This is a genomic window from Arthrobacter castelli DSM 16402, from assembly GCF_000430705.1.
GTDB lineage: Bacteria > Actinomycetota > Actinomycetes > Actinomycetales > Micrococcaceae > Arthrobacter_C > Arthrobacter_C castelli.
Window position 1 is genome coordinate 42068 of the sequence record NZ_AUMN01000006.1, and the last position, 11989, is coordinate 54056.

8 protein-coding genes are annotated in these 11989 nt (G+C 64.1%); 5 read left to right on the forward strand and 3 right to left on the reverse strand.

Annotated elements, in window-relative coordinates; translation table 11 throughout:
* Nucleotides 1-4: 4 nt before the first annotated feature.
* Complete coding sequence (locus H535_RS0108365) at nucleotides 5-2509, reverse strand: GcvT family protein (protein ID WP_026819197.1); 2505 nt, start codon at nucleotides 2507-2509, stop codon at nucleotides 5-7.
* Between the two features lie 206 nt (nucleotides 2510-2715).
* Here H535_RS0108365 and H535_RS0108370 point away from each other — a divergent pair, with 206 nt between their 5' ends.
* The 4 genes from H535_RS0108370 to H535_RS0108385 all read left to right on the forward strand — a co-directional run bounded on the left by H535_RS0108370 (nucleotide 2716) and on the right by H535_RS0108385 (nucleotide 7919).
* Entirely contained in the window at nucleotides 2716-3657 is a 942-nt protein-coding gene (locus tag H535_RS0108370; protein ID WP_155838623.1) for an ABC transporter ATP-binding protein, read from the forward strand.
* Nucleotides 3650-4522, forward strand: a complete 873-nt coding sequence (locus H535_RS0108375) for an ABC transporter permease (protein ID WP_081416533.1) — start codon at nucleotides 3650-3652, stop codon at nucleotides 4520-4522. The genes H535_RS0108370 and H535_RS0108375 overlap by 8 nt, the downstream gene beginning before the upstream one ends.
* On the forward strand, nucleotides 4519-5352 hold the full coding sequence (locus H535_RS0108380) for an ABC transporter permease (protein WP_051298836.1): 834 nt from the start codon (nucleotides 4519-4521) through the stop codon (nucleotides 5350-5352). Before H535_RS0108375 ends, H535_RS0108380 begins: the two co-directional genes overlap by 4 nt.
* A gap of 188 nt (nucleotides 5353-5540) precedes the next feature.
* The gene (locus H535_RS0108385; protein ID WP_026819201.1) at nucleotides 5541-7919 is read left to right on the forward strand and encodes a glycoside hydrolase family 3 protein; all 2379 of its coding nucleotides are present in this window, start codon (nucleotides 5541-5543) and stop codon (nucleotides 7917-7919) included.
* A gap of 132 nt (nucleotides 7920-8051) precedes the next feature.
* On the opposite strand, the gene H535_RS0108390 is transcribed toward H535_RS0108385, so the two are convergent.
* Together H535_RS0108390 and H535_RS0108395 are read right to left on the reverse strand one after the other, a co-directional pair.
* Complete coding sequence (locus tag H535_RS0108390; RefSeq protein ID WP_026819202.1) at nucleotides 8052-9305, reverse strand: alpha-hydroxy acid oxidase; 1254 nt, start codon at nucleotides 9303-9305, stop codon at nucleotides 8052-8054.
* Nucleotides 9306-9349: 44 nt separating this feature from the next.
* On the reverse strand, nucleotides 9350-11053 hold the full coding sequence (locus H535_RS0108395) for an L-lactate permease (RefSeq protein WP_026819203.1): 1704 nt from the start codon (nucleotides 11051-11053) through the stop codon (nucleotides 9350-9352).
* A gap of 167 nt (nucleotides 11054-11220) precedes the next feature.
* Between H535_RS0108395 and H535_RS0108400 the strand changes: the two genes are divergently transcribed.
* Nucleotides 11221-11985, forward strand: coding sequence for a FadR/GntR family transcriptional regulator (locus H535_RS0108400; RefSeq protein ID WP_026819204.1), 765 nt, complete (start codon nucleotides 11221-11223; stop codon nucleotides 11983-11985).
* Nucleotides 11986-11989 lie beyond the last annotated feature (4 nt).

The window sequence follows — 11989 nt, forward strand, 5'->3', positions numbered from 1 at the left end:
GGAGTCAGCCGCGGATCTTCTCCATGGCCGGGTCAACGATCGGGTCGCCGACGGCGGTGGCCGCTATCCGCTTGCCGAAGTACTCGATCTCCACGCTGTCGCCTTCGGCCACCGACGCCGGCAACCACGCAAACGCGATCGGTGCGCCGACCGTGTATCCGTAGGCGGCACTGGTGATGTAACCGGCACACTCGTGATTGAAGTAGACAGGTTCCTTGCCCATCACCATTGACACGCCGTCGTCGACCTTCAGGCAGCGCAACCGGCGGGTGACCGTCTCAGCGCTGATGCCCTCCAGCGCATCGCGGCCCACGAAGTCGCCCTTGGCCGGACGGACTGCGAACCCGAGGCCCGCCTCGTAGGGGTTGTGCCCGGTGTCCATGTCGCTGCCCCAGGCGCGGTAGCCTTTCTCGAGGCGCATGCTGTTGAAGGCCGCCCGGCCGGCCGCTACGACGCCGAACTGCTCCCCGGCTTCCCACAGGATGTCCCACAGCTTCAGCCCGTGTTCGGCGCTGGTGTAGAGTTCCCAGCCGAGTTCGCCCACGTAGGACAGCCGCAGCGCGCGCACCGGAATCCCGCCGATGGAGGCCTGCTTGCCGCGGAAATACTTCAGCGCCTCGTTGGAGAAGTCCTGTTCCGTGAGCGGTTGCAGCAGATCGCGCGCCTTCGGCCCCCACAGGCCAACGCAGCAGGTCCCGCCGGTAATATCGCGCACCTGCACCCAGCGTGCCGGGTCCTCGGCGCTTTGCCGTTCGGCGGCGCGCGAGAAGTAATCGAGGTCGAGGGGGCCATTGACGCCGGCCTGGAACAGCTCCTGACCGATCCGGGCGACCGTGATATCGCTCTTCACCCCGCCGGCTTCATCGAGGGCCAGCGTGTAGGTGACGGCCCCGACGCTATTGTCCAGCTGGTTGGAAGTCAGCCGCTGCAGCAGGTCCAACGCTCCGGGGCCTGTCACTTCCAGCCGCTTCAGCGATGTCATATCGAACATGGCGACGCCGGTGCGGGTGGCGTAGGCTTCGGCGGCGGCGATGGGGGAGTCGTACCGCGCCGACCAGGAATCCCGCTCGGGCGGGCGCCACCCGTGAGGCAGCTGCTCCAGCAAGGCCGCGTTGGTCTCGTACCAGTGCGGCCGTTCCCAGCCGGAGGCTTCCAGGAAGTAGGCTCCCAACTCCCTCTGGCGCTCGAAGAACGGCGAGACGCGCAGGTTCCGGGGAGCGGGCCGCGGTTCCAACGGGTGCTTGATGTCGTAGACCTCGGTGAAGCTCTGCTGCGAGGTCTGGCGAACGTACTCGGGCTGCAGCTGCACGTCCTCGAAGCGGGCGGCATCGAGCTCGCGGATGTCGGTCGCCGGGCGGCCGTCGACCAGCAGCTCCGCCACCGCCTTGGCCACGCCGGCGGAATGGGTGATCCAGACCGCCTCGGCGATGAAGAATCCCTTCAGCTGCCGCGACTCACCCACCAGCGACCCGCCGTCGGGAGTGAAGGAGAAGATTCCATTGAACCCCTGTTCTATGCCGGCCGACTGCAGCGGCGGCAGCAGCCGCTGCGACTCGGCCCAGGACGATTCAAAGTCCTGTGGCGTGAAGGGCAGCTTGGAGGGCATGGAATCGGCGTTGACATGCTCGACGCCGGTGGGCGGCAGTTGCGTCATGTCGGCCGGCATCGGCCGGTGACCATAGGAACCGATGCCGAGCCGGTCGCCGTGTTCGCGGAAGTACAGGTCCTCGCCCTGATGCCTCAGCAGCGGCAGGCGGGCATTCGACCCGCTTCCGGCTCCGGCAGGCGCCGGGTCGGTGATCTCGGCAATGGGCGTGGTCTTAACGTACTGGTGTGCCAGCGGCTGAAGCGGAACGGTCATCCCGATCAAGTCGCCCACCGCCTGTCCCCAGAACCCGGCCGCGGAGACGACGATGTCGGCCGCGAAGGTGTCGTCACCGGCGCGCACTCCGGTGACGCGTCCGGCGTCGGAATCGATCCCTGTCACCGTGACGCCGGGAATGAACCGGGCTCCGCGCGACTGGGCACGCTTGCGCAGCAGTTCGACCGCAAGCACCGACGAGGCCAGCCCGTCGGAAGGTATATACAGCGAGCCGAGGATGTAGTCGCGGTCCACCAATGGATGCATCTTGGCCGTCTCGTCGGGATCCAGCATCCGGGATTCGAGTCCAAAGGACGTGGCGAGTCCGTGACGGCGTTTCAGCTCGGCCATCCGCGCCTCGGTGGTGGCTGTTTCGATTCCGCCCAGCTGGTTGAACGCTGCGGTTCCGTCCTTGGTCAACGACAGCAGTTTCTGCACCGTGTAATCGGCAAACTCCGTCATGGTTTTGGAAGCGTTGGTCTGGAACACCAGTCCCGGGGCGTGCGAGGTGGAACCGCCGGTGACGGGGATCGGCCCCTGATCCAGGACGGTGATATTGGTCCATCCGCGTGCGGTCAATTCGTCGGCTAGATTAGCCCCGACGATTCCGGCTCCGATGATGACGACACTGGGATTTTGAGATGCCATGATGTTCCGATCGCTCCGTTGCGCAGGTCATTCGAGTGACGGCTCTTCGATCAGTGCCGCCACTCGTATTCCGAACGGTAGCGGCGCCGCTGAGCGCCCGTCAATGGATGCTGTTACCCGGCCCTGAACCGGGAAGGCAACGCCATGCGCGCGCCATGGATTCGGGAGGTGTAGTTGGTTTGATGCAGGTGCACTAGAGTGATCTGGTGCACACAAACGTCTCAACGAAATCAGTCATCAGTGCCCGGAATCTTACAAAGGCGTACGGCGAATTCAAGGCAGTTGACGATATCTCGTTCGAAGTTCCAGCTGGGGAGTCCTTCGGTCTGCTGGGTCCAAATGGTGCGGGGAAATCCACCGCCATGCGGATGATCGGGGGAGTGTCCGGCCGCACTCTGGGCGAACTGGATATCATGGGCCTCGATCCCGAGCAGCATGGTCCCGAGGTGAGGGCCCATCTCGGCGTGGTGCCGCAGCAGGACAATCTGGACGAGGACCTCAAGGTCCGGGACAACCTGATTGTCTACGGGCGCTACTTCGGCCTGCCGCTGAGCTACCTGCGCCCCAAGGCCGACGAGCTGCTCGAGTTCGCGCAATTGAGCGACCGGGCCGGCGCCAAGGTGGACGCGCTTTCCGGGGGCATGAAGCGGCGGCTGACCATCGCCCGGTCGCTGATCAACGATCCGAAAATCCTGTTGCTGGACGAGCCCACCACCGGACTGGACCCGCAGGCCAGGCACACGCTGTGGGACCGGCTCTTCCGGCTGAAGGAGGCCGGGGTGACGCTGATCCTGACCACCCACTACATGGACGAGGCGGAGCAGCTGTGCGACCGGCTGATCGTGGTCGACTCCGGGTCCATCATGGCCGAGGGGTCGCCGTCGTCGTTGATTAAGCAGTATTCCACCCGCGAGGTGCTGGAACTGCGGTTCGGAGCCGAGCGGAATGCCGCCATGGCCGGGCGGCTCGAGGGCGTGGGCGAGCGGCTGGAAGCGTTGCCCGACAGGGTGCTGATATACACCAACGACGGCGAGAGTGCCCTGGAGGAGGTCACCGGCGCCGGGCTGCATCCCATCACTTCATTGGTGCGCCGCGCCAGCCTTGAGGATGTGTTCCTGCGGCTGACCGGCAGGAGCCTCATTGAGTAGCCGCGATACTGGCACCCGCAACACGGGGCTGTCGCCGTCAGGCCTGAAGGCGCACCCGCCGCCGGAGGCAGCGCGGCGGGCCCGCAGGTTCGGTTCCTTCTATTTCGCCGAGCATGTGCTGCGGTCGATGCGTGGGTACGGATGGACGATCGTCGCTTCCAGCGTCGGCACGCCGGTGGTGTACCTGTTCGCGATGGGGATCGGGCTTGCCTCGCTGGTGGACGCGCGGGCCGGCAACCAGGGCATCGGTGACGTTTCGTATCTGACGTTCGTCGCGCCGGCGCTGTTGGTGACGGCGGCAATCATGGTGGCCAACGAGGAATTCAGCTACCCGGTGATGGCCGGCTTCAAATGGCGGCGGATCTACCACGGACCCAATGCGTCGCCACTGTCCAGTTCCCAGATCGCCACGGGCCACCTGATGGCCGTGGCCGTGAGGCTGATCTTCACCTGCGGCATCTACTTCTTGATCATGATGCTGTTCGGGGCGGTGCCGGAAGCGACCGGATGGCTCGCCGCCGTCGTCGCCGTCGTATGCGGTTTGTCGTTCGGGCTGCCGTTGATGGCCTACGCGGCCGGCATCGAAGAAGAAAAAGGGCAGTTTCCGATGGTGATGCGCTTCGTCGTCACCCCCCTGTTCCTGTTCTCAGGTACCGTCTTTCCGCTCGACTCGCTGCCGATGGTGGTGCGGTGGATCGGCTGGCTGTCTCCGCTATGGCATGGCACCGAACTGGGCCGGGTGTTCAGCTACGACTATGCCGAACCGGTCTGGTTGTCCGTGGTGCATGTGGTCTACCTGGTCGCGCTGGCGCTCGCGGGCTGGGCCATCGCCAAGCGGCGGTACACGCGGAGGCTGGGTAAATGAGCACCACGATCAGGCAACAGGATCTGCAGCTGCAGGGGCAGAACCGCCTGCTCGGATCGCTCTACTCCCGGAACGCGCGGGCGGTGATCGGCCGCGGGCTGCTGGCGACCAAGAGCAGCAACTGGCTGGTGATGGTCAGCGGGTTCGTCGAACCGGTGCTCTACCTGGTCGCCATGGGGATCGGCCTCGGTGCGTTGGTGGGGCAGGTCGAAGGGCCCGGCGGCCAGCCCATCCAGTACGCGGCGTATATCGCTCCCGCCCTGCTGGCGGTGTCCGCGATGAACGGTGCGGTCTACGACTCCACCTGGAACGTCTTCTTCAAGATGAACTTCGCCAAGCTGTACGAGGGGATGCTCTACACCTCGCTGGGGCCGCTGGACGTGGCGCTGGGGGAGATTTTCCTGGCATTGCTGCGCGGAGCCATGTATGCCACCGGCTTCACCGCCGTGATGGGCATGATGGGACTGATTACGACGCCGTGGGCACTGTTGCTGATACCGGCCTCAGTGCTGATCGCCTTTGGCTTCGCCAGCTTCGGGATGGGGATCACCAGCTTCATGAAAACGTTCCAGCAGATGGACTGGATCAACTTCGTCATGCTGCCGATGTTCCTGTTTTCGGCCACGTTCTATCCGCTCAGCGTCTACCCGACAGCCGTGCAATGGATCATCCAGGCGCTGCCGCTGTGGCACGGCGTGGAGCTGCTGCGGCAGATCAGCGTCGGTGTCTTCACGGCGGCGACGGCGGTCCACGTGCTGTACTTCGTGGTGATGATCGTCCTGGGGATGCTGCTGACCACGGGCCGGCTGCGCACACTGTTCCTGAAGTAGCCGGTCCCGGCAGTGGCTCGGCGGTGGCCGCCACGACCAAGCATGATGTGTGACCAGGGCAACTTGTGGCAACCAGTCCATGTTCTGTGGTGATTGAGGTCATAGTGACAGTGTTGCCATTCGGCGCTGCTGTTGCTGCGGCCTCGAGTGGCACGTCCACTTAGTACCTTCACCAGGAGCTATTAGTTATGAAACGTTACTCCAAGCAGATGCGCAGGAGGGGGCTCGCCGTCACGGCCGCCGTCGTGCCGTTGACGCTGGCACTTGGTGCCAGTGCCATGGGCACCCCGCCGCCGCATGCCAATAACAGCGACACGGCGGAGACGGCCGCCAGCCGCGACCAGGGCAATCACGGCAAGCCGCCGGAAATTGAAGCCCGCGCCAAGGAGACCATCAAGGTCAAAGGACGGACCTTCAAGGACCTCAACGCCAACGGTCAGCTGGATCCGTATGAGGACTGGCGCCGTTCAGCCGATGAGCGGGTTGCCGACCTGGTGGACCGGATGACGCTGGAGGAAAAAGCCGGCATGATGCTGATCGACACACTCAATGCTGCCTGCGATACAGAAACCAAGACTCGCGGCACGCTCGCTCCGGAGGCCGATGACTACATCAAGAACCAGAAGATGCACCGGTTTATCTTCCGCAACACCGTCACGACCGCGGACAAGGCTGTATGCGGCGAAAGCACCGGCGGCTTCGGCGCCAGCACCAGCGTGACGCCGCAGGAGACGGCCGAGTACATGAACACAATCCAGAAGATGGGCGAAGCAACACGGCTTGGCATTCCGATGCTGTATAAGTCGAACGCGCGGAACCACATTGATCCCGACGCCCGCGAAGGCATCAACGAGTCCGCCGGAGCGATGACGGCCTTCCCGAAGGAAGCCGGCATCGCCGCCGCAGCCCTGGGCGCCGAATCGGCCAAGACCGGCGAGGCGCCGACCACCGGAGACATGTCGGTGGTGGATGATTTCACGTCCGTGATGGGCGACGAATGGGAAGCCATCGGCCTGCGAGGCATGTATGGCTACATGGCTGACTTGTCGACTGAGCCGCGCTGGTACCGTGCCCACGAAACGTTCACCGAGGACGCCGATCTGGCCGCAAACATTATGGAGTCGCTGGTGCAAGGCCTCCAGGGCCCGGTCAACGAGAAGGGCATATCGCTGAATCCCGACAGCTCCGTGGCCCTGACCATGAAGCACTTCCCGGGCGGCGGGCCGCAGGAGCTGGGTCTCGATCCGCACTACTCGTTCGGTAAGACGCAGGTGTACCCGGGTAATGGCTTCGGCTATGCCCTGAAGCCCTTCAAAGCGGCGATCGACGCGGGCGTATCAGCGATCATGCCGTACTACGGAGTGCCGATGAACGTCGCCTATGAAGGCGTCACCTACAAGCAGAAGGGCTTTGCCTTCTCCGAGCAGATCATCAATGACCTGCTGCGCGACAAGCTCGGATTCAAGGGATACGTCAATTCAGACACCGGGATTGTCCAGGACCGTGCGTGGGGCCTGGAAGAACAATCAGTGCCGGAGCGGGTGGCCGCGGCCATCAACAGCGGCACCGATACGTTGTCGGGTTTCCACGACGTGCAGACCATTATCGACCTGGTCGAGGACGGTCTGGTGACCAAGGAGCGGGTGACAACGGCGGCCGAGCGTCTGCTTAAGCCAATGTTCCTGATGGGGCTGTTCGAGAACCCCTACGTGGACGCGTCGAAGGCCAATGAGGTCGTCGGCAGCGACGAACATGAGCAGACAGCGATGGAGATCCAGCGCAAGTCCGCCGTGCTGTTGCAGAATGAAAAGACACCCGACGGTGGCAAGGCGCTGCCGCTTCAGGATGGCTCCGACGTCTACATCCTGGGCAACATCGACGAGGAGACCGTTGAGAGCTACGGCTACGACGTCACCAACGGCAACACCAAAGATCCTGCCGACCGGCCAAGCGCCGCCGGCAGCGACCGGGTGATCATCTCGATGACCGCCAAGAACGTCAACACCGGTGAGTACAAGAGCGACGATCCGGCGACGGGCCTCAATCCGGGCCACATCAACCCCATTGAATTCCCCGGGGTGAAGGGTCTGGACGGCGAGAGCCCGTACGGCGCTGCTGACGCGTGCAATGCCTACGGTGCCGAAGAGTGCACCGACGACGGCCTGGTGTACGGCGGCTCGCTGCCGTGGGAATCCAGCATCCTGGACTTCACCGGAATGTCCAAGGCCGAGTCCTGGAAGGTGACACCGTCGCTGGACACCATCCAGCAGGTCATGAAGGAGGTTGACGATCCGTCCAAGGTAGTGCTGCAAATCTACTTCCGGCAGCCGTTCGTCCTCGATAAGGCCAGCGGACTGCGCGACGCCGGAGCCATCGTGGCCGGGTTCGGGATGAGCGACAAGGCGCTGATGGATGTGTTGTCCGGCAAGGTCAGCCCGCAGGGCAAGATGCCATTCGCGCTCGCCGGGACCCGCAAGGCGATCAAGGAGCAGTACAGCGACCTGCCGGGGTACAAGGAAACCACGGACGGGGCATTGTTCCCGTTCGGTCACGGGTTGACGTACTGACCCGTCGCTAAGCCGGGTTCCGGCTCCGGGTGGAAGCCCGGGAATGGAAGTCCGCAAAAACGCGCGCTTCCTGCGTGGCGCCACAACGAGAGCCCGTCCCCATCAGGGGCGGGCTCTCGTTGTGGCATCGTCTTAGACGTGCAGCGCCGGATCCAGGGTGCGTGGCGCGAGCCTGGTCAGCTGCGTGACGTGTTCGGGGCCCAATTCATCGACGGTGTTCACCTCCAGCAGCTGCATGGTGCGTGTGACCTGTTCGGCCAGGATCGAAATCGCACGGTCGACGCCGGCTCGGCCGCCGGCCATTAAGCCGTAGAGGTATGCCCGGCCAATGAGGGTGAACCTGGCACCGAGGGCGAGGGAGGCGACGATGTCCGCGCCATTCATGATGCCGGTGTCGACCATGATCTCGGTGTCGGCGCCCACCTCCCGGGCCACGGTGGGCAGCAAGTGGAAGGGGACGGGCGCCCGGTCCAGTTGCCGACCTCCATGGTTGGACAGCACGATTCCATCCACGCCCAGATCCGTCAGTTTCCTGGCGTCGTCGAGGGTCTGTACGCCCTTGACGACGAGCTTGCCCGGCCACATCCGGCGGATGATTTCGAGGTCATCGAAGCTGATGGTCGGGTCCATGGCCGAATCCAGCAACTCTCCCACCGTCCCTCCGGTGGAGGACAGCGACGCGAATTCAAGCTTGCGCGTGGTCAGGAAGTCCCACCACCACCAGGGCCGCGGAATGGCGTCGAGCACGGTGCCCAGGGAGACCTGCGGCGGGATCGAGAATCCATTGCGTTTGTCCCGCAGGCGGGCTCCGGCCACCGGCGTGTCAACGGTGAAGAACAGGGTGTCGTATCCGGCGGCTGCGGCGCGTTCGACCAGCTGGTAGGAAATTTCGCGCTGCCGCATCACATAGAGCTGGAACCAATTCCGCCCGGCAGGATTGGCATCCCGGACGTCCTCAATGGACGTGGTGCCGAGCGTGGACAGCGAGAACGGGATTCCGGCCGCACCTGCTGCCGAAGCGCCGGCGATTTCGCCTTCGGTCTGCATCAGCCGGGTGAATCCCGTCGGCGCGATGCCGAAGGGCAGCGCAGAGCCGTCACCGAGGATGGTGGTTGAGGGGTCGATGGCCGAAACGTCGTTAAGGATGGACGGATGGAATTCGACGTCCTCGAAGGCCTGCCGTGCACGGGCCAGCGATAGTTCACCCTCTGCGCCGCCGTCGGTGTAGTCGAAGGCGGCGGCAGGGGTTCGGCGCTTGGCAATGGCGCGCAGATCATCGATCGTCAAGGCAGAGTCGAGCCGGCGTTTGCGCGGGTCGAGTTCCGGCCTCTTGAACTGCACCAGGTCGAATATTTCGGAAGGCTTGGGCATTTGCCGTGTGGTCATAATGGTTCTCCTTGCCAATGCTGTGGTGGTTGCATGCGTGCCGATCAGGGGATCATCCACGACAGGACGGTGGATTGCAGCCCGACCAGCAGGCACATCGCGGCGAGCATGCCAATGCTCCACCAGATGAGCTTGCGGAAGATCTCCGATTCGCGGCCCACCAATCCGACAGCGGTGGCGGCGATGGTGAGGTTTTGCGGGCTGATCATCTTGCCCAGCACGCCGCCGCTGGTGTTGGCCGCAACGAGCAGGGTCGGATCGATCCCGGCGCGCATGGCAGCGGTCTGTTGCAGGGTGGCAAAGAGCGCGTTCGCACTGGTGTCGGACCCGGTCACTGCCGTGCCCAGCCAGCCCAGGATGGGGGAGAGGAAGGCGAATGCAGCGCCGGCGCCGGCGATCCAGGCGCCGATGGTGATCGTTTGCCCCGACAGGTTCATCACATAGGCCAACGCAAGAACGGACGCAACGGTGAGCATTGAGTACCGCAATTTGAGCAGGTTGCGCCAGTAGATCATCGCCGCATCTCCGAGTGCGACACGGTAGACCAGTGCAACGATGATGCCGCTGATCAGCAGCAGTGTTCCCGGAGAGGAGAGCCAGCCAAAGGTGTACACCGTGGAGCTGGAGACCTCACCGGCGGCAGTGTAGATGTTTCCGTCGAGCCCGGGCCACGGGATGCTGATATTTGTGGCGGCCAGGGCATTCTTCAGCAGCGGCCACAGTTTTGCGAAGGAGAAGATGACAATCACCAGCAGGTAGGGGAAAAGCGCCAGCAGAACCCGTTTTCCGGTGAGCGCAGTGGCAGCCGGAGCCGCTGCCTCAGCGGTGCGGGTGGTCACGGCCGCGCCCCCGTGCGGCCCTGTTCCGGCGGTGCCGTCCTCTTGATCCAACTGAGACGCTTCATGGAACAGACGCTGGCGCGCCTCTTCGCCTCCCTTGGGTTTCCAGAACCGGAGGGTGAGCACCGCTGCGGCCAGACCCGCCAGCGAGGCGATGATATCGGTGAGCGCAACGGAGATCCACGTGGCGGAGACGAACTGGGCCAGGCCGAAGACCGCACCGATGATCAGGGCAACCGGCCAAACATCCTTCAGGCCACGCCAGCCGTCGGCGAGCAATACCAGGAACATGGGCACGAACAGCGCAATCAATGGGGTTTGCCGGCCCACGACGGCGCCGATCTCCTGGTACGGGATGCCTGTGAGGTTGCCCGCGGTGATGATCGGGATGGCCATGGCACCGAACGCCACTGGGGCGGTATTGGCCAGCAACACGACTGTGGCGGCACGAATTGCACTGAAGCCGACAGCCATCAGCATCACGCCCGTGATGGCGACCGGCGCGCCGAACCCGGCGAGCGCCTCGAGCAGTCCGCCAAAACAGAACCCGATGATGATCGCCTGGATACGCGGGTCGTCCGAGATTCTGTTGATCACCAGACGGAGGTCCTCGAACCGTCCGCTCTTGACCGTCAGGTCATAGAGCCAAATGGCGTTGATGACAATCCACATGATCGGGAAGAGGCCGAAGACGAATCCCTCGGAGGCCGCAAGGCCGACGAGGTGCACGGGCATCCGGTACGCCAGCACAGCCACGATGGCGGCCACCGCCAGACCGGACAGGCCGGCCCAGTGGGCTTTCCAACGCAGCAGGCCAAGGGTGACGAAGACTGTGGCGAGCGGCAGCAGCGCGATGAGCGACGACCACAGCAGGCTGTCGGCTATCGGCGCCAAGTCTGGTGTGTACATAGTGATTTCTCCGGGTTGGTCGTCATCGCCTCGGTGGGCCCTTGGCGTGACTGCGGAAACGGGAGGGGCGTTGACCTTTTAGTGGTCTGACCACCAAATCGATAGTAGAGGTGCGATGTGATCTACGTCAACACTTTGCACGCGCGGCTGCGTGACATTATGGGCCTATGAGCGAAAATCTCCCTGAAACATGGCAGGGCGGTCCATCATGGCGCCCCGTGGCACGCAGCCGCGCTCATGAGTTGGTGATCGAAGCCATCGAGGACCAGATCATGGTCGGTGCCCTGAAGGTGGGCGATCCGCTGCCGCCGGAGCGCGACCTGGCTTCCCGGCTTCAGGTCAGCCGGGCCGGAGTGCGGGAGGCGATCCGGGTGCTTGAGGGCCAAGGAGTGCTGCGATCCAACGTGGGGGCGGGGGCAGACGCAGGCACGTTCATCGCCGCGATGCCCAGCGAGGCACTCACACGGTTTCTGCGGCTGCATGTGGCGCTGTCGAATTTCCGGCTCGACGATGTGGTTGACGCGCGGGTGATGCTGGAGCGATCCAGCGCCTCCCTGGCCGCCGCGAACTCGGACCAGCGGGCACGCGAGGCTATCCGCGGCCCGTTGGAGCAAATGGACGTCGAAGGGATCTCGCGGGAGGAATTCAATGACGCCGATACTGCCTTCCACGTCGCGATAGCCGAGGCAGGCGGAAACCAGCTGGTCGCGGATATGACGATTGCCATCCGGGCTTCGCTGCGCGCCCCTATTCTGGAAGCCTTCCGGCAGCTGGAGGACTGGTCGCAGGTCTCTGCGATGCTGCGGGAACAACACCACGGCATCATTGAGGCCATCGCGGCGGGCGACGGGGAACGTGCTGCCCGCTTGACCGAAGAGCACATCCGCGCCGCATCAGCCGCCCTGCCGGCGTTGCGCAGTCCCGGTGGATGAGCTA